The organism is Polaromonas sp. P4_H1 (assembly GCF_056400945.1).
Map to the genome: position 1 here is coordinate 74,102 of NZ_JBFUKG010000011.1, position 21,276 is coordinate 95,377.

At 64.3% G+C, this 21,276-nt stretch carries 15 protein-coding genes; 8 read left to right on the top strand and 7 right to left on the bottom strand.

The features are described from left to right. The first annotated feature begins 101 nt into the window (after window positions 1–101). On the top strand, window positions 102–2,039 hold the full coding sequence (locus AC1DS5_RS15340; RefSeq protein ID WP_477719238.1) for an ATP-binding cassette domain-containing protein: 1,938 nt from the start codon (window positions 102–104) through the stop codon (window positions 2,037–2,039). A 152-nt stretch (window positions 2,040–2,191) separates the two neighbouring features. Then, on the top strand, window positions 2,192–3,928 hold the full coding sequence (locus AC1DS5_RS15345) for a phospholipase D family protein (protein WP_477719111.1): 1,737 nt from the start codon (window positions 2,192–2,194) through the stop codon (window positions 3,926–3,928). A 101-nt stretch (window positions 3,929–4,029) separates the two neighbouring features. On the opposite strand, the gene AC1DS5_RS15350 is transcribed toward AC1DS5_RS15345, so the two are convergent. The 7 genes from AC1DS5_RS15350 to AC1DS5_RS15380 all read right to left on the bottom strand — a co-directional run bounded on the left by AC1DS5_RS15350 (window position 4,030) and on the right by AC1DS5_RS15380 (window position 17,002). Then, complete coding sequence (locus AC1DS5_RS15350; RefSeq protein WP_477719112.1) at window positions 4,030–4,404, bottom strand: cupin domain-containing protein; 375 nt, start codon at window positions 4,402–4,404, stop codon at window positions 4,030–4,032. A 237-nt stretch (window positions 4,405–4,641) separates the two neighbouring features. Next, complete coding sequence (locus AC1DS5_RS15355) at window positions 4,642–6,162, bottom strand: COG1361 family protein (protein WP_477719113.1); 1,521 nt, start codon at window positions 6,160–6,162, stop codon at window positions 4,642–4,644. 7 nt (window positions 6,163–6,169) lie between these two features. Beyond that, complete coding sequence (locus tag AC1DS5_RS15360; protein ID WP_477719114.1) at window positions 6,170–11,719, bottom strand: hypothetical protein; 5,550 nt, start codon at window positions 11,717–11,719, stop codon at window positions 6,170–6,172. Between the two features lie 106 nt (window positions 11,720–11,825). Continuing rightward, entirely contained in the window at window positions 11,826–13,061 is a 1,236-nt protein-coding gene (locus AC1DS5_RS15365; protein WP_477719115.1) for an autotransporter outer membrane beta-barrel domain-containing protein, read from the bottom strand. Between the two features lie 277 nt (window positions 13,062–13,338). After that, window positions 13,339–13,842: a hypothetical protein gene (locus tag AC1DS5_RS15370; protein WP_477719116.1), complete on the bottom strand. Its 504-nt coding sequence runs from the start codon at window positions 13,840–13,842 to the stop codon at window positions 13,339–13,341. Window positions 13,843–13,873: 31 nt separating this feature from the next. Further along, a complete protein-coding gene (locus AC1DS5_RS15375) occupies window positions 13,874–14,902 on the bottom strand; it encodes a DUF11 domain-containing protein (RefSeq protein ID WP_477719117.1) in 1,029 nt (342 codons plus the stop codon). Window positions 14,903–15,505: 603 nt separating this feature from the next. After that, window positions 15,506–17,002 carry an aminotransferase-like domain-containing protein gene (locus AC1DS5_RS15380; RefSeq protein ID WP_477719118.1) on the bottom strand — a complete coding sequence of 499 codons (1,497 nt, stop codon included), beginning with the start codon at window positions 17,000–17,002 and terminating at the stop codon, window positions 15,506–15,508. A 109-nt stretch (window positions 17,003–17,111) separates the two neighbouring features. Here AC1DS5_RS15380 and AC1DS5_RS15385 point away from each other — a divergent pair, with 109 nt between their 5' ends. Genes AC1DS5_RS15385 through AC1DS5_RS15410 form a run of 6 tightly spaced genes read left to right on the top strand, consistent with a single transcriptional unit; the run spans window position 17,112 to window position 21,270 of the window. Further along, window positions 17,112–17,723, top strand: coding sequence for a LysE family translocator (locus AC1DS5_RS15385; protein WP_477719119.1), 612 nt, complete (start codon window positions 17,112–17,114; stop codon window positions 17,721–17,723). Between the two features lie 8 nt (window positions 17,724–17,731). Continuing rightward, window positions 17,732–18,688, top strand: coding sequence for a DMT family transporter (locus tag AC1DS5_RS15390; RefSeq protein WP_477719120.1), 957 nt, complete (start codon window positions 17,732–17,734; stop codon window positions 18,686–18,688). Continuing rightward, window positions 18,688–19,035 carry an antibiotic biosynthesis monooxygenase family protein gene (locus AC1DS5_RS15395; protein WP_477719121.1) on the top strand — a complete coding sequence of 116 codons (348 nt, stop codon included), beginning with the start codon at window positions 18,688–18,690 and terminating at the stop codon, window positions 19,033–19,035. Before AC1DS5_RS15390 ends, AC1DS5_RS15395 begins: the two co-directional genes overlap by 1 nt. Then, entirely contained in the window at window positions 19,032–19,361 is a 330-nt protein-coding gene (locus AC1DS5_RS15400; RefSeq protein ID WP_477719122.1) for a DHCW motif cupin fold protein, read from the top strand. The genes AC1DS5_RS15395 and AC1DS5_RS15400 overlap by 4 nt, the downstream gene beginning before the upstream one ends. A gap of 26 nt (window positions 19,362–19,387) precedes the next feature. Further along, window positions 19,388–20,608, top strand: a complete 1,221-nt coding sequence (locus tag AC1DS5_RS15405; RefSeq protein WP_477719123.1) for an aminotransferase-like domain-containing protein — start codon at window positions 19,388–19,390, stop codon at window positions 20,606–20,608. A gap of 41 nt (window positions 20,609–20,649) precedes the next feature. Then, entirely contained in the window at window positions 20,650–21,270 is a 621-nt protein-coding gene (locus AC1DS5_RS15410) for a glutathione S-transferase family protein (RefSeq protein WP_477719124.1), read from the top strand. Window positions 21,271–21,276: the final 6 nt, after the last annotated feature.

A 21,276-nucleotide genomic window follows, 5' to 3' on the forward strand; every position in this document is an offset into this window, starting at 1 on the left:
CTATAACGCGACGATGCGGCGGCCAGCCCACCGCCCGCCGAAGCCCGGAAGCCCTGACAAATCGCCGTCCTTGGCCTCCGGCCGGATAATCCATGCCCTATATGGCACTGATTACCCTACTTGACGCCCAACTCGCTTTTGGGCACGTCGCATTGCTGGACCACGCAGATTTCGCTCTCGAGACCAACCAACGCATTGGCCTGATCGGCCGCAACGGCACGGGCAAGTCCTCCCTGCTCAAAATCCTGGCAGGCCTGGAGAAGCCCGACGACGGCACCCTGCAGCTGCAGCAAAATCTGCGCATTGCCTACGTGCCGCAGGAACCCAGCCTGGACCCGCACGCTACGGTATTTATCGCCGCCAGCGCGGGGCTGGCGCGGACCCGGCACGTGGTCGAGCAATACCTGGCGGCCGATGAGCACACCGATCTGGACGCCCTGCAATCCGAAATCGAGGCGCTGGACGGCTGGAACTGGGAGCAGCGCGTCGAGGAAACCCTGCACCGCCTGCACCTGGACAAGGACGCCATCGTCGGCTCGCTCTCGGGCGGCACCAAAAAACGCGTGGCGCTGGCCCAGGCGCTGGTCGCCAAACCCGACGTACTGCTACTTGACGAGCCGACCAACCACCTGGACCTGGACTCGATCGCCTGGCTGGAGGAACTGCTGGTCAATTTCAACGGCAGCATCATCACCATCACCCACGACCGGGCCTTCCTGGACCAGGTCGCCACCGCCATCGTCGAGTTGGACCGCGGCAAGCTGACCAGCTACCCCGGCAACTTCGCCCAATACCTGGTGCAAAAGGAAGAGCAGATGGCGCAGGAAGCCGTCATCAACGCCAAGGCCGACAAGCTGCTGGCGCAGGAAGAGATCTGGATCCGCAAGGGCGTGGAAGCGCGCCGCACTCGCAGCGTGGCCCGCATTGGCCGGCTGGAAGCGTTGCGCGACAACCGCGCGGCCCGGCGCGATGCCGTCGGCCGCGTCAACCTGGACGTTTCCAGCGGCGAGAAAAGCGGCAAGATCGTGGCCGAGCTCACCGATGTCTCGAAAAGCTTCGGCCACCCGGGTTCGGAAAAAATCATCGTCAACCGCTTCACCGGCACCTTGCTGCGCGGCGACAAGGTCGGCCTGCTGGGCCCCAATGGCGCGGGCAAGACCACACTGCTCAAGCTCATCCTGGGCGAGCTGCAGCCCGACGTGACCACGCCGCCCGGCAAGATCCGCCAGGGCGCCAACCTGCAGGTGGCCTACTTCGACCAGATGCGCGACAGCCTGGACCTGGACGCGACCCTGGAAGACTTCATCAGCCCGGGCAGCGAGTGGGTCGAGATCAACGGTCAGAAAAAGCACGTCAAGAGCTACCTCACCGACTTCCTGTTCTCGCCCGCGCGCGCCAACTCCCCGGTGCGCACCCTCTCGGGCGGCGAGCGCAACCGCCTGCTGCTGGCGCGCCTGTTCGCGCGGCCGGCCAACGTGCTGGTGCTGGACGAGCCCACCAACGACCTGGACATCGACACCCTGGAGCTGCTGGAAGACCTGCTGCAAAACTACGAAGGCACGGTCTTCCTGGTCAGCCATGACAGGCGCTTCCTCGACAACGTGGTCACCAGCACCATTGCCTACGAAGGCACGCCCGAGAACCCGGGCTTCTGGCGCGAATACGAAGGCGGCGTGACGGACTGGATTACCCAGTCAAAGCGGGCCGCCCAAATCAGCGGCGGTAAAACTGCGGCTACGGCCACAGCCGCGGCCTCCAGCCCGAAAAATGCCGGCAAAAGCAGCATCGAGCCAAAGAAGGACGCGGCAGCATCGCCATCAAAAAAGAAGCTGAGCTACAAGGAGCAACGTGAGCTGGAGGGCCTGCCAGCGCTGATCCAGCAACTTGAGTCGCAGCAAAAGGCTATTGAGCAGGAGCTTTATGACGGCACGCTATACACACGCGACGCCAAACGGGCGGCCGAACTCAATGCGCGCAACAGCAAGATCGAGGAAGAGTTGATGGCGGCATTGCAGCGCTGGGAAGCCTTGTCTTCCTGATTTGCTGGTCTTGCTGGTTTTGTCTTTCTGGCCTGTCCTCCTCAACGCTTCCTGCAGGAACGGACAAGCCGGGCGCCTACAGAAAGTGTAGACAGACACCGGGGCGCCGCGGGCGCACAAATCCCCCAGCCTGCGCTAAAGTGGTCTGCATCATGCCCACCACCGCAGCATCCAGCCGGGCAGGCCTTCCCTCTTTCCGGGCCTTTTCTGCAGCCCGTTTATCGCGCGGCGCACAGTGGGCCTGCGCACTGCTGTTGAGTTGCTGGATCAGCGGCTGCGCATCGCTGCCCACTGAGGTCGACAGGCCGGTCTCGCACGCCCTGGCCGCTCCTTCGGAAACCGCGCTGGGCCGGGCCGTCGAAGTCTGGGCTGCCAGGGCCGGCACCCGCAACGATTCCGGATTTGCACTGGTGGGCAGTGCCGAGCTGGCCTTCACCACCCGCATGACGCTGATCCAGTCGGCGCAAAAAACGCTGGATATCCAGTACTACGCCATCTTTGCCGACGACACCACCGAGCGCATGTTTGAGGCGCTGCGCGACGCCGCCAACCGGGGCGTGCGCATCCGTATCCTGCTGGATGACTTCAACACCTCAGGCAAGAACGCCCAGGTGTTGAAGCTGGCCTTTGAGAAAAACATCGAACTGCGGCTGTTCAACCCCTTGCCCGGCGGCCGCAGCTCACTGTTTTTCCGGATCCTGAGCAACCTCAAGGACGCGGACCGCATCCAGCGGCGCATGCACAACAAGATTTTCATTGCCGACAACGCCGTGGCCATCACCGGAGGCCGCAACTTGGGCGAAACCTATTTCGGCCAAAGTGAGAACACCAACTTTGTCGACATTGACATCCTGGCCGCCGGCCGCATGGCGCGCGACCTGTCCGGCAGCTTCGACCAGTACTGGAACAACCCGCAGGCCTACCCGGTGCAGTCGCTGATGACCGCCAGGCAAATCGAAGCCCTCAAGCCCCGGGCCGACAACACGGCAGCCATTCCCGGCACCCAACCCGCCAATCCGGACAAACCCGCCGCCGCAGCCACCGCCGCCAGCGTCCCGGCTGCCGCGACGGGCGGCGCCAACCCCACCACCACCGAGCGGGTGGTCACGTCACCGAACGGCGGCACCACCACCCTCCCGGCCTTGCCCAATTCAACCAACCTGCAACTGCTGAGCTGGACCTGGGCGCCATCGGCCATGCTGGTGGACAAACCGTCCAAGATCGCCGCCGATGCTGACAGTACCGAAGAGTCGCAAGACACGGCGGTGGATGGCCTGTTGCAACTCATGTCGCAGGCCAAAACCGACCTGCTGGTCGTCTCGCCCTATTTTGTGCCCGGGGAACGCATGATGAAACAGTTTGCCGACCTCCGGCAACGCGGCGTGCGCATCCGGGTGCTGACCAACTCGCTGGCCTCCAACGATGCACCGGCCGCGCACGTCGGTTATGCCCGCTATCGCAAGGCGCTGCTCGGCATGGGTATCGAGCTTTACGAAATGCGCGCCAACCAGGCAGGCTCCCTCAGCAGCCTCGGCTCGTCCTCGAGCTCCAATGGCAGTTCGCGGGCCAGCCTGCACGCCAAGGTGGTGGTGATGGACGACCGCCTGCTGGCAGTGGGCTCCATGAACCTGGATCTGCGCTCCAAGCTGCAGAACAGCGAGGTCGCCATCGTCATCCGTAGCCGCGCCCTGTCGCAGGAAGCTGCGCGCCTGATCGAGCCGGCGCTGGCGCGCGGCGCCTACCGGGTGGAGCTGGTGGACGGCCAACTGACCTGGCGCGCGCCGCAAGGCTCCCAGCTGAAGGATTCGACCTCCGAGCCGGATGCCAGCGTGGGCTTGAAGCTGATGCTCAAGCTGATCGGGCCGTTTGCCCCGGAGGAGATGCTTTGAAGAACCGTTGACGAACCGTTGAAGAACCGAAGCGCGCCGGTTTTTTGATGAATTCGGTTGGGGCCGGTTTTCGCTTTCGAAGTCCCAAGCCCGGCAGACTCCTAGACATGCACGACCGCCAGGACGGCTGGCTGGTTGCCGAGCACGCGGCTGCAATGACCCATGCCGGTGGTGTCTTCCAGCAGCAACGCACTGCCGGGCGCAATTTTTTGCTGCTCGCCGTCGCCCGCCTCGAACTCCATTTCCCCCGACAACACGATGATCCACATGCGCAGGGGCGAGGGGTGCAAATCTCCGACCCACCCCGCGGGCAAATGCAGGAATCCATAGCGCGACGCAGTTTCGAGGGGCGAAACGCTGAACGGCGGAGCCGGCGGCGCGAACTCGCGCGGCGACATCTCGACGTCAAGCGGCGCAAAGTGCGAGACACCGTCATCGTCGGGGTACAGGCACCGGAAATTGAGGATGGTCGACATGTTTTACCTCCTTTGCCGCTTAAAGCCTCAAACTTCGCCTGGAACTTCGTTCACTGCACCAAATAGCGTTCGATGTGGGCTTCATTCCAGTTGCTCCACCGCCTTCACCAGGCTGAATTTTCCTGCAGTTATAAACCGCCCCACGCCAGGGCGCAATCCGCCGCACGGATTACTTCATCCCATCCCGCAAGCGCGCAAACACCTTCCAGAACGCCGCGGTCGCAAAGTTGATACCGATTATTTGATGCGCGCGGTCAAACCCAGGCTGTACGAGGGATACGAACCAGAACCGCTCCAGGCCGCCATCTTGCCCTTGGGATTGATCCGGATGTTGGTCACTGCGGCGTCGTAACCGGCACCGTTGGGCGCCGGTGTGTAGGTGAAACTGGTGCCGCCGTCGTTGGAGAACGTGACGTCGTCCGTGGCGCTCGACAGCGATGTGAAGGTGTACGAGAGGTTGCTCGAAATCGTGCCGTCAGTGAATGCCACCGGACCGCCCGCAGCGCCTACGTACAGCTCCAGATTGGGTGGAATCGGATCGCTGATGGTCATCACATCAGTGTTGACCGTCCCCAGGCCGGTATTGCTGATGGTGATGGTGTAGAGCACCTGCGCACCCGGAATGTTCTTGGGGTTGGTCGTGCCGTTGACCGGGTCGCTGATCACCGAGACGGTCTTCATGTTGAGCAGACCCGGGTAGACGATCGTGTCCACGTCGCTGGCGCTGTTGGTCTGGCTGTTGGCGGTGACGGTGGCGACGTTGGTCAGGGTTCCGGTCGGGTTGCCGCTGAGCTGCGCATTGACCGTGAACACCACGGCGCTGTTCACTGGCATCGCGGGAATCGTGACGCCCGAGGCGCCTTGCATGTTGGCCACCGTCAAGGCCGTACCGGCGCTCGGGCAGGTTGCACCGCCCGAAGCCAGACAGGTCACGCTGCTGACGTTCAGGTTGCTCACCGCCGGGTCCTTGAAGACTGCGGCATTGCTGTTGGCAGTTGACAATACGATGCCGGTGGAATTGGTGATGGTGATCGTGTAGCTCGTCGCGTCACCCGGCGTGATGCTGGTGATGCCGTCGGTCTTGCTGATGGTGGGCAGCACGATCACATCAACCGAGCCCTGGGCGATCGTGGGTGCGTTGCATTTCGACTTGGTGTTGGGCACCGGGTCGTTGATCGAGGTGCAGGTGCCGCCCGACGGGCTGGACTGGTTGTCCCAGCTCACGACGAACGGGATGAACAGCTTGCCCGTGGTCGCCTGCGCCTGGCACGGCAGGCTGACGCCGGTCATGCGCAACACGGCGTTACCGGTGCCGCCCCGGATGCTCCCGTTGCCGTCGCCGCAGGTATCGCGCGTGCCGCTCCATGGCCCGGGATCCAGGTCGAGAAAGGGCGATGTTGCCAGAATCGAGGGGGTGGGCAGAATCGCCACCGAGCAAGAAGCCGCACCGCCACTGGCCGGGAGCAACTGCGGACTCTTGCCGTCGTTTGAAATGAAGATGCCTACGTCCCATCGATCAGGCGACGCGAACTGGACAGTGACATCCAGATCGAGCGTGATGTTCTGACCGCCGGTGCAGGAGGCCGGTCCACCCACCACGGTGATGGCGGTGATCTGGACGTCGTTGGCCGTGCAGCCGAGGTCCGACCCGAAACGCGATGCCGCGCATTGGGTCGCACCGAAAGCATGGGCCAGACCCGGCATGAGCAGCGCCAGCCACAAGGCCAGAAAAATCTTGATGAGGTCGTTAAGTCGCATGGGATGTCTAGGGCTTGAATGACAACTGACTCTTGTTCCGGTCGTTGAGGTTGAAGGTGTCCTGGTCAAACTTGACGCGCAGGTTCAGGTACAGGCCACGGGCCCGGTACTGCGCGCCGGTGAAGTCGGCATCGACAAAGCCGCGCTGGTTGTAGCCCACGCTCAGCCAGGCGTTGCCGGTGACCTTGACACCGACCGAAACGCCGAGATGGTAGTCGCGCGCGTCCGTCTTCCACGAGCGCAGCATGCTGGTATGCAGGCCGATGTCCCAGCGCTCGCCCAGGTCTTGCCGCGCCTCGATGCCGATCAGGTCGGTGAAGCCCTTGTAGGCGGTGTTGTCGATGCTGTCGCGCACATACTTGGCGCCGTATTGCAACGCTATTTGGGTGCGCCGGTTCGGCATCCAGTTGGCGTTGGAGTTGTTGATGAGCTTGCGTGTGAACAAACGGCCCGCCGGATCCTGCGTGGACTCTTGCACGTACTGTAGCCGGTCGAGCCAGATCCACTCGCTGTTCAACGGCCGGTGCGCGTAACTGAGGCGAGCATCGACCTTGGTGTTGTCAACGGTGCCTGTGACCCGGCTGTAGGTCAGGCCTGCGGCCATGGTGCGGCCGTTATCGAGGTTGCGCTGCGCGCCCAGCAGCAGGTTGATCTTGGTGTCGGTGTTGCTGTCGCGCCATTCGATGCGGGCGTTGCTGCTCCAGTCCCTGGTTCTGTAGGCCGCACCCGCAAACAGCGCCGTGTAGTCGCCGGTCACGAGGCCGGGCGCGGCGCTTGTCGCCGTGCCGGACATCAGGCTGGACGAAGTGCTGGCCGTGGTGCCGGAGGCCAGCGGCTGCGCGGCGTTGAACGGGTTGACCGCAACGCCGCTGAGCGTCTGCGAGCGGTCGATGCCGAAGTCGGCGGCCCATTGCTCGTCAATCTGCCACTTCTGCACCAGCCCGAGGTTGCCGTACAGCCGTCCGCCATCGGGACTGACCTGGTTACCCAGTGACGCGAGGGCCTCGGCGCCGTTCCAGGGCCGCGTGCGCAGGCCCGCGCGGGTAGTGTCGGCCTGCAGCGCCGCGCTGCGTGCCAGCTCATGCTCGGCGAAGACCGTGGTTTGCGCCGTCAGTTTGTAGTCGACACCCAGGATCATCCGGCTCGGGAAGGTGGTGCTGTCACCACGGCCACCCATGTCCAGCTCGGTGCTGGCGCGCAAATTCAGCTGCTTGTCCAGCATCTCGTAGCCCACGCTGCCGACGAGCTGGCGTGCGCTGGCGTCTTTGCCCTTGCCGTCGCTCTCGCTGGCCGCGCGCACGCCGGCGCTGGTGGTGAGCGCCTGGTGTTTCCATTGCCCGCGCGCCTCGGCCACGTCACGTCGCGCGTTGTTGACCTGGTTTTCCTGGCGGTAGGCCTCCGCCTGGATCTGCGTCGAATCGGACAGCTTGAACCGTGCGTCGGCGCCGGTCTTGCGCGTTCCGGCCTCGGAACCGGCCTGCTGACCCAGGCCGAAGCCGGCGTCTTGCTGGCGCGCGTAGGCGCGCGCGTCCAGGTTGCCATCCACATGGCTCAACTCCGCCAGATAGGCGTTGCCGCCTTCCTTGCCTGCTGCCGCGTTGCGTTGGCTCTGGGCGAGCTCGGCGCGCAACTTGATGCTGTCGCCAAAGCGCAGCGTCGTGTCGGCGGCCGTCAGCGAGGCTTCCCGGCCCACGTTGCCCTCGTGGATACGGGTCAGGCCCAGCTCGCTTTGCTCACCCACCTTCATGGCGACGCGGCCACCGTATGTCAGCTTGGCATCGGCCTGGCTCCCGGACTCGTATTCGGCGACGATGAACACCGGGTTGAAAGCGGCGTCGCGCGGGGCAATCGGTTCGCGAAAGAATAGCGTACCCAGCGCGTGGTCGATCTGGTAGTCGAGATAGCGCGTGTAGGTTCTGGTGCTGATGATGATCTCCGGCCGCAAGCGGTCGCGCACCTCGACGCGCACCTTGTCGGAATTCACCACGATGTCACGGCTGGTCAGCCGGTACAGGCCCGAAGTGCCGTCACCCTGGATTTCGTCCTTGCGAAAGCTCTGCGCGGTCACGCTCGCGAAGGTGTTGTAGCCAAAGCGCTCGCCCTTGTACTCGGACTTGAAGCCGTTGAGCGTGCGGCTGTAGCGGCCCAGCTCGGTCACGGACAGGCCGGTGTCGTAGTCGCCGAACATCGCATAGAACTGCGCCTTCTCGATCTTCAGGTACAGCTTGCGCGCGCTGGCCGCGTCGAACTGCGGCTGGGTGGCATCGGCATACAGCGTGTAAAACAGGTTCGGGTCGACCGCCTGCTTGAGCACCGTGCTGCCGGCAGCATTTTTTTCCTTGGCACTGTCGTAGGCCATGGTCAGCAGGTACTCGCCCTTGATTTGACCCTTGGCATAAAACGCCACGCGGTCCTGGTCGAACAGCTGCTCGTCGGCGCCCGCAGCCTTCAGGCTTTCCATGTTGCCGCTCAGGCCCTTGAAGCCCCGGGTTCCCTCGGCAAAACCGACCAGCACCCATTCGCGCAGGTCGGGCTTGAGCCAGGCCCGGATCTCTTGCGTGCGGCTGCTTCCAAAGTCGAAGTTAAGCACCACCTCGCCGGCCTGCGTGGTGGGCTGCAGCGCAATCAGCGCCACGCCGTCGTCGCCGACTTGGTACCGCGCCTTGCCCCCGAGTTTGCCCGTCAGGGGCTCGCGCTGGATCGCCTCGGCCTGGTCTTGCGACAGATAGGGCGCCGCGACCTGGAACTCGCCGCCCGCGCCGCGCCGCACCGGCTGCCCCTCCTTGTCCAGCATGCGCACGGCGATCAGCGGCTGCGAGCGGCCGTCGGCGACCAGCCGTGAACGCTTGGCGTCGAACACGGCGCTGGCCGGCCCCACGGCGTAGTGGATGTTGCGGCTTTCCTGCAGCACGATCTGCCCTTGCGGGTCGCGCACCGTCACTTCCATCAGATTGGCGCCATCGCGCAGCTCCACGGCGCGCCAGCTGGACAGCGCCAGCGTGCCCGCCGGGTTCATCACCATGCCGTCGTAGCGCAAGACGCCAACCGGGGCGCCGTTGACCTTGAGTTCCACCTGGTGCCGGGGCTCGTGCTTGACCGCCACTTTCACCACGGGCAGCGCCGGTACAAAGCCGGCTTGCGGGTGCAGCCATTCGGCGCCGGGTGCGGCCGCGGCAATCCATTTGTCATCGTAGGGCAACTGTTCGACCAGTTGCTGCAGGGGAGCGGCCCGGCTGACAGTGGGCGCTGGAGCGGAAGGCTTGGGCTCGGCACCCGCGGCAGCTGGTGCCGGCAGGGCGATGGGCGCGCACTGCGCGGCTTCGGTGGCCGGCGCCTTGAGGTGCAGCGGCAACAGGCTTTGCGCCGGCTGATCGTTCGGCTGGACCTGCACGCTCACCGCGAAATCTGCGCTGGGTGCCGATTCCAGCTCAAAACTCAGCAACCGTTGCCAATTGCCGGACTGTGCGCCCAGCCGCGCCACCAGGAAGCCGTCGCCTGGCTCGGCCTGGGCGAATGGCTTTCCGTCGAGCTTGACGCTGCCGCCCACCACCTTGGCGCCATGGGGCAGCATCACGGTGGCGCTGAGGGCCTGGTTGGCGACCGGTGCCGCGAGGCGCAGACTCACAGCCTTGCCTTGCACCTGCACCTGCATCTGCTGGCTCAGGCAGCTTGCCACTTTCTTGAGCCGGAAGTCGGCGCGCCAAAGGGTGCCGCCGCGCACGTTGACGAACTGCGAGAAATTGCGGCCGCCGGTCCGGGTGTTCTGCTCGCAAGCCTGCAGTTCGAAGCCCTTGGGAAGGCTGGTTTCGTCGAGCTGCACCACATGCGTACCGGGCCGGATGTTGTCGGCATGCCAGCGGCCTTCCTGGTCGGTCACGATGTAAGTGCCGTCTTGCAGCATCACACGCACGCCCTTGAGCCCCAGCGGCATGCTTGCCGGGTCGGGTTTCGCGTCGTCCTTCTCGTTGCTGGCGTCGTTTTGGCAGGATTCGACCAGCGTCACGCGCCCCATCAGGATGGCGCGGCTGCGATTCAGGTCCTCGCGCACCAGCACGCTGGCCCGCGCGATGTTGGAGCTCGCTCCACCTATGGCCTGCGCGGTGTTTTCGGCCTGGCCCACCTGGGCACCGGCCTGTACCGCCGCGACGTAGCGCAGGCTTAAGGTGCCGTTGCCGGGCAGCGTGCCGATGCTGAACTCCAGGCCACGCCCGTCAGCGCTGATACGGGGGTCTGCCAGCACCGTTTTCTCCAGCCTGGCCGAGCCGGCCTGGTAGCGAAAGCCCACGGGCAGCCGATCGGCAATCCGCACCCCGGCCACCGATTTATTGCTGCCATTGCTAATGGTGACGGTGTAGGGCACGAATTCGCCTATGGCGACCGACGCCTTGCCTGCGCTCTTGGTAATCTGCACGCCGGCCGTGGCCAACGGGTCGAGCGGCATGTCGATTTCGAGCGCTGGGCCGGGCAGCACCGGAAAGGTTTCGCCGCGCGAGCCTGTGACAATCAGGAAAGGCCCACCGGGCAAGGCCTGCAGCGCAGGCGTTGATGCCAGGGAGGGGAAGGCATAGCCGGCAGGTGGCGCAAGCGCCAGGCGGTAGCTGCCCGGCGCGATGCGCGGAAACTGGTAACGCCCTGGCGCGAAGGAGTAAACCGCGCCGCCGCTGTCGGTGACGCTGCCGCCGCTGGTCACGGTCGAGGGAAAGCTGCTCGTGCCGTCGTCGCCCAGCACCGTGGCGGGCTGGCCCGTCGCCATGTTGATCAGCGTGATCTGTGCGCCATTGACCGGCAGGCCGGTGGACGAGTCGAACACCAGCCCGAAAGGGTCCACCAGCGCCGCCGCAGTGACGGCAATGCTGCCCGCGGACTGCCCCTTGTAAGTGGCCAACAAGCGGTGGTTGCCGCCGACGTTGAGCTGGCAGTTGCCCGACTGGGCCGCACCGGACTTCGCGGGAATGTAGCCGATGAACACACCGGTAGAAGGGCCGGTTTCGGTCAGCCGCAGCGATTCGGTGTCGACACCGTTGCTGGACACCGTGACCACGACGGTTTCGGCCACCAGTGGGTCCATGTCCTGGTCGTAGTCGGTAACGCGCACAAACACCGTGTCGCCGTTGGCATACAGACTGGCGGGGGCCAGCAACTGGCTTCCCGGAATCGCCAGCGACCGGCCGCCCGGCAGAGCGGGTGTGGGCAGCGGGTTGAACCCGGCACCCGCGTTGCACTGCGTGACCGGCACGTTCTGCGAGGTCGCAACGCCGGCAGGCAGGCCATTGGTGCTGGACACATACTGCATGAACTCGATGGTCGCGGGCGGGCGCGCGGCCGTCAGCACGGTGACCGAACCGGTCACCGTGACCGGCGTGCCTGAAATGCTGTAGATGGCGCTGGCGATGTTGGTGATCGGCGTATTGGCGGGCGTGGCGGCCAAAGCGCCGCCCATGCCGCCCATGCCGGTCAAGGCGATCACGCCTCCGACCAGCAGGCGGCGCGCCAGCGCCGCAGGCGCGCCAAGGCAACCGGTAAACCAGGCCTTTGCATGGGCACGAGGCGTACCCATGCAAAGGCCCGCTGAAGCGGACTTCAGCGAGCGCAAGGCAGCCGCTCCCGCGCGGAGGACCGCGCTGGAGGGCTGGAAGATGCCGTGAATCTGGCGCAACTTCTGCTTAGTTGATCTTGACCTGGTAGATCACCGAGACGGATTCGGTCGCCTTCAATTCACCGGCCGTATAGGTTCCCTCCACCGGCAGCACCAGTCCGAAATTGACGTTGACGACGTTGCCGCCCGTCAGGTCGACACCGTCGACGCTGCTTGTCGTGGTGTAGTACTTCGGAAAGCCCGCGCGCGTGTCGCCCGCGACGTCAACCAGGAAGCCTGAACCAGCCGCCGATGTAGCGGTTCCCGTGGCTGCACTGCAGGTCGTCGCCGGTGCGGCCGTGCCCACGCCCGTGATCAGGTTGGCGTCGAAGGTCACCAAGGCGGTCAACGTGTCGGTGATGGTGCTCAGGGTGGCCGAGGCGGCACCGATGTTGGCGATCGTGATCGTGTAACGAACAAAGCTGCCCGGTATGTTTTTCGGATTAACGTCGCCGTTAAACGGATCGCAGACCGGTGCCACCGCCTTGGTGACCGTCAGGGTGGCCGTCACGACCTTGAAGACGTCGCGCGAGGAGGACTTGGCATCACGGGCAACGTCATCCGTGCCGGCTGCGTCGGCAAACACGATGTCCACGCCCGCTGTGTTGGCGGTAGTGGTCTCGACGAGGGCAACGCCTTGGCCGGCCGCACCGCCGACAAGGGCTGTGGCGGTCAGCGAGACCACGCCGATGTCATTGTTGATCTGGCCGGACGGGATCGAGCAGATCACGTAGACCGTCTTGCTGGCATCAGCCGCCAGCTCGTCGATGAAGGTCGCCGTGTCTTCGAGCACCTGGTAGCCTGCGGTGGCGCCGCTTTCAACCTTGACCGAGCAGGCGGTGGGATCGAAGTTGTCGGTGCCGCCGAACAGTACCGTGCCATTGGCAAGGTTGGCTGTTGACAGCGAGAAATCCTGCGTGCTGTTGCCTGAGTTAAGCACGTTGAAAGTGGCAGTCGCCGTCGTCGAGCCCGGCACGACGGACACGCCGGGGCTGACGTCGGTTGTCGTGACCAGCAGGTTGATTTTGTTGTCGACCACGAAGCTGGTATTGGTGCCCGCGCCAGATGTGTTGCCCGTCGCAGACGAACCGATAGGGCTCTGGGCCGTGCCACCGACCGAATAATTCAGCGTGGCCAGGTTGGTGATGGCCTGGCCGGCCGCGGTACCTGCCGCATGGGCCGCGCCGCCGCTCATTAGGCCGGACACCGCGAGCGCGATGAGCACCCCCGGTCTGGCCAGGATGTTACGAAAGAATAAGTTCATGGTGCTTCCTTGTAAAAAGTTGAACGTTGAAAGTGGAAAGTGGAAAGTGGAAAGTGGAAAACCAAAATCTGAAATTGGGTTTGTGTTGCGATTCGGTTCTTTCTTGAAGGCGGCTTGAATCGCCGGCGCGGCGACCACACAAGGCGCGGCTTGATGCAGGGTGTTCATGGCGGGTTTTCCGTGGGCGCGCGCGGCTCAGGCGGCGCCAGGCCGTCGCAAGCCGACTGCGCGCCCCGCGGGGCAACGCAGCACACAAAGTCAGGCGTGGGGGTTGGGCTTAGTTGACGACGACGCGAAAGCCTGTCTCGCCCTGCTTGCCCGGCGCAAGTTCGCCGCGCAGGCTCCACCGGATGTGGGTGAACTCGGAAATACCGGCCGGGCGCTCTTTGCCGTCGGCGCCCTTGACCTTGACCTTGTCGGCCGCAGCCCAGGTTTTGCCGCCATCGGCCGAGTAAGTTATGTCCATGCCCTCGCCATAAGCACTGGCGGCCACCAATGTGGTGTTGGCGGGGACGGGATTGTTGATGTTGATGTTGCCGGCCGGCTTGGCGCTGATGTTTTTGAAGGTGGAGGTGTAGATCACCACCGTGCCGGGAATGGCCTTTTGCACCGGGCCGCGTTTTTTCTCGATCTTGCCGTCGGCGGCCTTGACCTCGACTTCAACCTCGGCGATGTTTTTGAACTCGATGTTGCCGCCAGCCGGGCGGGCTTGCGCGTAGGCCAATGGGCCGGCGGTAGCGGCCAGGCCGAACAGGAGGATGCTGGTTAAAGTTTTGCGCATGGTGGTTTTCCGGGATTCCAAGATTTCAGGGTTAATTGACGGTGACTTTGAATTCGATGACGCGGGCGGCTGGCACGGGGGTGTTACCGAACAGGACACCGACCGCGCCGCCGGCAAAGCTGGCGTTGTCGGCGTCGGCGCCATCGCTGCGCGCGACACCATCGACGGTGATGCTGGCGGGCACATAGGTGGTGCTGGCAGGCAGCGGGTCGGCGAAGGAAAAGTTTTCGGCGATGCCCGAACCCGTCAGGGTCAGCACCACCCGGTAGGTCAGCACTGCGCCCGGCATGACCAGGCTGCCGCCCAGCGGGTCGCGCACGGCAACGACCGTCTTGACCACCGTCAGCGATATGCCCGAGACGATGTAGCCGCCGGTGACGGTTGATTGCGCGCGGCTGCCGCCGACGACCGCGTCCACCCCGCCCTGGCCGAGTCCGGCCAGCGTAGCTCCGGGCCGGGCACCGGCCGCGCCAGGCGTCGTCGAGCTGGCACTCAGGCTGACGTTGCCGGTTGCGCCAGTGGCAAGCGCTGCGGGGATGCTGCTGAAAACGTAGACGGCTCGGCTGGCATCGGCTGCCAGCACCGGGTCGTTGATGCCGGGCAGGTACAAGATGTCGGCATTGGGGCCGCTCGGCTGGAAGCCGGGTTGCACGCCGCTTTCGAGGTAGATCGCGCCGGCAGCCGCGTTTGTCGGGTCGAACTGGTCGCCCGCGATCGCGTTGTTACGCGCCAGCCCAAACGTCTCGGCTCCATTGCCCGTATTGGTCAGCACAAAAGTCAGTGCCTTGCCCGCGTCCGGGGAGTTCACGGCCACCGGAGTGCCGTCCTGCCAGGTCAGTACCACGTTGATCACCTCGGCCACAACCACAACCGGCGCGACCGCCGTGACGGGTGTCGCCGGCCGACCGGCGATGGAGTAGGTGAGCGTGGCCGCGTTCGGGATCGGCGTGCCCGCAGGGGCGCCTGCGGCGAAGGCAACAGGCGCGGCGAAGCCAGCCACGGCAACCGTCAGGCCCGCCAGGCTTTTTCTCCAATTACCGAATCCTCGACGCAATCTCATCCATTACTCGATTCCAGTTGCCAACCTCGGGCCAAGACAGAGCACCTTTGCCTCCACCCCCAACAAGGTGTAAATATTTCTCACCAATTGACCGGTGTATGTAACTTTTTGTATCGTAACAAAAGCCAGCTACAACTGGCGAATTTAGTGATACGAATGAATCAAATAAATCGGTTCATTGCCTAAAACCACACATATTCCCTGAACATTTCTTGTATGGCGTGCTTTTTCACGAAACTTTTCCCAATAAAAACGCCTATCCCCTCAATCGTCATCACGGCAAATTTAAGTATTTAGATTTACTTTTTTCTGGGTGATTGTGTAAATTTACGTAACAACGACAGGCGCCCCGAGTCCGGGTTGCTTGTGAAAAAGGCAAGCCAGGTTTTCGCCCTGTATCTGATGCGGGCAAGCAGACGATGGCACCCAACCTTGGCCTCGGCTTTTTTTCGTGGGAGGGGATGTTTTGCGTAACCTTGCCAGGCAAAGTCAGCGAATGAAGGGTGACGGGTGACGGCGAATGATTGCTACGAATCAGATAGCTACCTGCGCCTGCAGTCACTGGGCTGGAAACCAAAGCCGCTCATAAACTCAAGGCAAATCTCAGCGCACCCCATCGCGCAAGCGCGCAAACACCTTCCAGAACGCCGCCTCCTGCGTGGTCGCAAAGTTGATGCGCATCAGGGTGCTGGGCTTGCGCACCGCATGGAACAGCGCGCCGGGGGCAATCAGGTAGCCCTCGTCGAGCATGCGCTGCGCCAGCGCGTCGGTGTCTACCCCGGTATCCACCCAGCCAAACAGGCCGGCCGGCTCGGCCGCGAAGGTGCAGCCATGCGCCAGCGCCAGCTTGACGCTGCGGGCGCGCGCCTGGTCGAGCCGGGTGCGTATGCGTTCGGCATGGCGGCGCAACTGGCCCTGGTCTATGCACCAGGCCAAGGCTTTTTCGAGCAGGGCGGGTGTGGTCAGCGTCGCCAGCAGCTTGGTGTCGAGCAGGCGCTCGACCAGGTCGGGCGGCGCGGCCATGAAGCCGACGCGCCAGCCGGGCGCGAGGATTTTGGCAAAACCACTGACATAAATCGTGCGCTGCAGGCCATCCAGGGCGCATAGCCGCGTGGCGTGCTCGGGCGCCAGGTGGCTGTAGGTGTCGTCTTCGGCGATATGAAAGTTGTGCTGATTGGCCAGCTGCAGCACACGGTGGGCGCTGCCGGGCGTGAGGCAGTAGCCGGTGGGGTTGTGGAACACGCTAACGCTGACAAACAGTTTGGGCTGGTGGATTTCGCAGTACTGCGCCATCACCTCCAGGTCGGGCCCGTCGGCGCGGCGCGGCACCGGCAGGATGCGCATGCCCAGGGCGTCGAGCCGCGCAAACTCCACGGCCCAGCCGGGTTCTTCCACCATCACGCAGTCGCCAGCGCGCAACAGGGTGCGGCTCACGATGTCCAGCGCATGGGTGGCGCCGACGGTGGTGATGATCTGCTCGGGCACGGCGTGCACATTGAGTGCGCTCAACTTTTGCGAGAGTGCGCGGCGCAGGCCGCTGTCGCCCATGGGTTCGCCGTACTGCAGCGAAAAATCCCGCAGCGCACTGACGCTGGTGACCTTGCGGACGGCCGTCGGCATGAAAGTGGTCTCCAGCCAGTCCGGTGGAAACACGCCCATGCCGGGCTGCGGCTTGTTGCTGATCTTGTGGAACATGCCGCGAATCAGTGCGGTGGCGTCCACCGGCGCCTGGCGTGTGGCCATCCAGGTGGCGGTGCTCCAGCTGTTCAGCGGGGCCGGGGTTTCGGATGCGGGTGCGGCGCCCGGCGCAGTCGCTATGTTTTTCATAGCTGATAGCACTTTGTTGGCGGGAGTCAACGCCGCATTGAGCGATGCATCGCGGACAAAAAAGCCGCGATTCTTGCGCGCCTCCACCAGCCCCTGCGCCAGCAGCTGGTCATAGGCCGCCACCACCGTGGACGCGCTCACGCCCTGCTGTTCGGCACACAGCCGCACCGATGGCAGACGCGCGCCGGGTGCCAGCAGGCGGCTGCGAATGCGCTCGGCAAAGCGTGCGCTGAGCTGTTCTGTCAGGGACTGCGAAGCGGTTTTCATCAACATGGCGTGGCCTTGATGGGTAAGTGTGCCGACACGGTTATCAATACAGTTTTGAAATTTGTACCCTTAACTGTATTGGTAGTGTGTTGGTTTCAACTATAAAGTCTGAGTCATGAATTGGCAAGAATTTATGGCTTTACTGGTACTGGCCACGGCGATGAGCTTCACGCCGGGGCCCAACACCACGCTGTCCACGGCGCTGGCGGCCAACCACGGCCTGAAGCGCGCGCTGCCTTTTGTCTGCGCCGTGCCAGTCGGCTGGGGCGTGCTGCTCAGCCTGTGTGCGCTGGGCCTGGGCGCGCTGCTGCTGGCGGTGCCACTGCTGGGCTGGGCCATCAAGGTGGTCGGCGTGGCCTATTTGCTGTGGCTGGCCTCAAAAATGGCCCGCTCTCGCCAGTTCGGCGAAGCCGATGCGGCCCGCATGAATGTCACCTTCTGGCAGGGCGCGGCGCTGCAGTTTGTCAACATCAAGGCCTGGATGCTGGCGCTGGCGATTGTCAGCGGTTGGATTGCCGGGCGCAGCGACCCCGCATTGCGCATGGCCGTGGTGCTGCCGGTGATGCTGGCCTTTGCCTTTGTCAGCAACCTGGCCTATGCGCTGGCGGGTTCCCTGCTGCGTGACTGGCTGTCGGGGCCTGAAGGCACGGCCCGCCGGCTGCTCCGGTTTAACCACGCCATGGCGCTGGTGCTCATGATCACCGCCATCTGGATGCTCTATCTATGAACCGAGATATGAACCGGGACTCCCAACTCAACAAGGGGCTCTGGCTCGGCCTGCTGGGCATCGTGATTTTCTCCGTCACGCTGCCGATGACGCGCCTGGCCACGGGCACGCCCGACGCGCCGCAAATGTCGGGCGTCTTCATCGCACTGGGCCGGGCCGTGGTGGCGGCTGGCCTGTCGGCCGTGTTCCTGCTTGCCACACGGGCGCCTTTTCCCCGGCGCCAGGACTGGTGGCCGCTGGCTGTCACGGCGAGCGGTGTGGTGTTTGGCTTTCCGCTGTTCACCTCGGTCGCCATGCGCCATGTGGAAGCGGTGCATGCGAGCGTGATTGTGGGCGTGCTGCCGCTGGCCACCGCTGGCGTGGGCGCACTGCTGCACCGCCAGCGCCCCTCCGCGGGCTTCTGGCTGTGCGCCGCGCTGGGCAGCGCGCTGGTGGTGGCGTTTGCCATGCTGCGCTCGGGCGGCGCTGCGGGTGGCTTGTCGATTAATTTCGCAGACCTGTTGCTGCTGGCCGCCTGCCTGTGCGCGGCCATAGGTTACGGCTACGGTGCGCGGCTGTCGCAGCACATGCGAGCCGAGCATGTGATTTGCTGGGCACTGGTGATGGCGCTGCCGCTGACCCTGCCGCTCTCCCTCATCAGCTGGCCGGCAGCGCCGCTCAAGGCCAGCGCCTGGTGTGGCTTTGCCTATGTGGCGGTGTTCTCGATGTGGCTGGGCTTTTTTGCCTGGTACCGCGGCCTGGCGCTGGGCGGCACGGTGCGCGTCAGCCAGGTGCAGCTGGTGCAGCCCTTTTTGTCGATGCTGTTTGCCGTGCCGCTGCTCGGCGAGTCGCTCGATGCGGTGACGGTGGGCTTTGGCGTGGCCGTGATCGCCACGGTGTTTGTCGGCAAGAAAATGCCGGTGCACCAAGCCACGCGCGCGCCGATGGCCGGCCCAGGCCCGCTACTGAACACCGGGGAGCAGTGATGTATTCGGCCGCCTTCATCTTTGAACCGGGCACCTACGACGAGCGATTCCACGCGCTGGACGCGCTGATCGAGCAGGCCGCCCACGCCACCCCCGGTTATCTGGGCGCGGAGTTGTGGAAGTCGCCGGACGGCACGAAGAGCAACGCCACCTACTTCTGGGAGACCCAGGAGTCACTGCGCGCTTTCTCCTTGCACCCCAAGCACCTGGAAGCCAAACGCCAGTACACCCAGTGGTACAAGGGCTTTCACATTGTCATCTCGCAGGTGCTGCGCTCGTATGGCGATGGCACGATTGCGCACATCACGCCCAACCAGCGAACGCGGCAGGAAGAACCGATAGCATGAACATCAGCAACATCCCCTTTGGCACGACCGACTGGTCCACCGTGGACCGCACCGAGCATTCGGCGCTGGCAGGCAAGGCCTTCTGGCGTACCCAACAATTTGGCGGCGTGCGCGTGCGCATGGTCGAGTACACCGCCGGCTATGTGTCCGACCACTGGTGCAGCAAAGGGCATATCCTGTTGTGCCTGGAGGGTGAATTGCACACCGAGCTGGAAGACGGCAGGCAGCATGTGCTGCTGCCGGGCATGAGCTACCAGGTGGCCGACGGGGCCGAGGCGCACCGCTCAAGGGCACTGAATGGCGCCAAACTGTTTATCGTGGACTGAATGCCGAAAAGAGAAAAGGAAAACACATGAAATGGAACATGGCCGCACGTGCCGAAAAAATGAACCCCTCCGTGATCCGCGAGATCCTGAAGGTCACCGAAAAGCCCGGCATCATCAGCTTTGCCGGCGGGCTGCCCTCGCCCAAGACATTTCCGGTCAGCGCCTTCAGCGCGGCCTGTGAAAAGGTGCTGCGCGAAGACGGCCACGCTGCGCTGCAGTACGCGGCCAGCGAAGGCTATGCGCCGCTGCGCGAGATGGTGGCGGCCATGCTGCCGTGGAAGGTCGATCCGGCGCAAGTGCTGATCACCACCGGTTCGCAGCAGGGCCTGGACTTGATCGCCAAAATCCTGATCGATGCCGGCAGCCGCGTGCTGGTGGAAACGCCCACCTACCTGGGCGCGCTGCAGGCCTTCACGCCGATGGAACCCGACATCGTCAGCGTGACCAGCGACGACCAGGGCGTGGACCTTGCCGACCTTCAACGCAAGGCGGCCGGCGCCCGTTTCTTCTATGTGCTGCCCAACTTCCAGAACCCGACCGGCCGCACCATGACCGAAGAGCGCCGTGCGGCGCTGAGCGCTGAAGCCGCGAGCCTGGGGCTGCCCATCGTGGAAGACAACCCTTATGGCGATCTCTGGTTTGACAACCCGCCGCCGCTGCCGCTGACGGCGCGCAACCCCGAAGGCTGTGTTTACCTCGGTTCGTTTTCCAAGGTGCTGGCGCCGGGGCTGCGGCTGGGCTTCATGGTCGCGCCCAAGGCGCTCTACCCCAAGCTGCTGCAGGCCAAGCAGGCAGCCGACCTGCACAGCCCGGGTTTTAACCAGCGCATGGTGGCTGAAGTCATGAAGGGCGGTTTTCTGGACCGCCACGTGCCGACCATACGGGCGCTCTACAAGTCGCAGCGCGATGCCATGCTGGCCGCGATGCAACGCGAAATGCCGGATGGCGTGTCATGGAACACACCGGCGGGCGGCATGTTTCTGTGGGCGCGCCTGCCCGGGGGCATGAATGCCGTGGACCTGTTGCCCCATGCGGTTGAGCGCGGGGTGGCTTTCGTGCCCGGCGCCGCGTTTTACGCTGATGGGGCGGAGGCGGGCACCCTGCGCCTGTCGTTTGTCACCGCGAGCGTCGAGCAGATCAATATCGGCATCGCCGCGTTGGCCGCCGCGATTCGCGAGCTGCAGGCGCCTGCCGCGCTGGCGGCTTCACAGGCCGCGACGGATCAGGCACTGGCAACCAGCCTTTAAACCCTCCAAAATTCGCCAATATTTCAGGAAAGACATTCAGCATGCTGCATATCTGGGGACGCATCAGCTCCATCAATGTCAAGAAGGTAGTCTGGACCGCGCAGGAGCTCGGGCTGAACTTTCAGCGCACCGATGCCGGCGGCCTGTTCGGCATCGTCAAGACGCCCGAGTATGTGCGGCTGAATCCCAACTCCACGGTGCCCGTGATCGAGGACGACGACTTCGTGCTGTGGGAGTCCAATGTGATTGTGCGTTATCTGTGCGCCAAACACTCGGCAGGCCAGATGTACCCCACCGACCTGCGCGCGCGTTTTGACGCCGAGCGCTGGATGGACTGGCAGCAAACCACGCTGAACCCGGCCAGCCGCCCCGGCTTCTGGCAGCTGATCCGCACGCCTGTGGAGCAGCGCAATGCGGCGGTGATTGCCGAGTCGAACGCCGCGGTCGAGTCCCTGATGGCGACGCTGGACCGGCACCTCGCGCAGCGCGCCTTCATGGCCGGCGAGCATTTCTCCATGGCCGACATTCCACTGGCCTGCGAAGTGCACCGCTGGTTCGGGCTGCCGCAGCCGCGCCAGAGCCGGCCGAACCTCGAGCGCTGGTATGCGGGCATCCGCGCCCGGCAGGCCAGCAAGGGCGTGCTGGACCTGGCGTTGTCCTGACACCTT

Bases quoted from the DNA above. Each gene is read 5' to 3' on its own strand.
- AC1DS5_RS15380 (WP_477719118.1), bottom strand. From the start codon at position 17,002: ATGTTGATGAAAACCGCTTCGCAGTCCCTGACAGAACAGCTCAGCGCA.
- AC1DS5_RS15345 (WP_477719111.1), top strand. From the start codon at position 2,192: ATGCCCACCACCGCAGCATCCAGCCGGGCAGGCCTTCCCTCTTTCCGG.
- AC1DS5_RS15390 (WP_477719120.1), top strand. From the start codon at position 17,732: ATGAACCGGGACTCCCAACTCAACAAGGGGCTCTGGCTCGGCCTGCTG.
- AC1DS5_RS15405 (WP_477719123.1), top strand. From the start codon at position 19,388: ATGAAATGGAACATGGCCGCACGTGCCGAAAAAATGAACCCCTCCGTG.
- AC1DS5_RS15355 (WP_477719113.1), bottom strand. From the start codon at position 6,162: ATGCGACTTAACGACCTCATCAAGATTTTTCTGGCCTTGTGGCTGGCG.
- AC1DS5_RS15400 (WP_477719122.1), top strand. From the start codon at position 19,032: ATGAACATCAGCAACATCCCCTTTGGCACGACCGACTGGTCCACCGTG.
- AC1DS5_RS15410 (WP_477719124.1), top strand. From the start codon at position 20,650: ATGCTGCATATCTGGGGACGCATCAGCTCCATCAATGTCAAGAAGGTA.
- AC1DS5_RS15385 (WP_477719119.1), top strand. From the start codon at position 17,112: ATGAATTGGCAAGAATTTATGGCTTTACTGGTACTGGCCACGGCGATG.
- AC1DS5_RS15360 (WP_477719114.1), bottom strand. From the start codon at position 11,719: ATGGGTACGCCTCGTGCCCATGCAAAGGCCTGGTTTACCGGTTGCCTT.
- AC1DS5_RS15370 (WP_477719116.1), bottom strand. From the start codon at position 13,842: ATGCGCAAAACTTTAACCAGCATCCTCCTGTTCGGCCTGGCCGCTACC.
- AC1DS5_RS15365 (WP_477719115.1), bottom strand. From the start codon at position 13,061: ATGAACTTATTCTTTCGTAACATCCTGGCCAGACCGGGGGTGCTCATC.
- AC1DS5_RS15375 (WP_477719117.1), bottom strand. From the start codon at position 14,902: ATGAGATTGCGTCGAGGATTCGGTAATTGGAGAAAAAGCCTGGCGGGC.
- AC1DS5_RS15395 (WP_477719121.1), top strand. From the start codon at position 18,688: ATGTATTCGGCCGCCTTCATCTTTGAACCGGGCACCTACGACGAGCGA.
- AC1DS5_RS15340 (WP_477719238.1), top strand. From the start codon at position 102: ATGGCACTGATTACCCTACTTGACGCCCAACTCGCTTTTGGGCACGTC.
- AC1DS5_RS15350 (WP_477719112.1), bottom strand. From the start codon at position 4,404: ATGTCGACCATCCTCAATTTCCGGTGCCTGTACCCCGACGATGACGGT.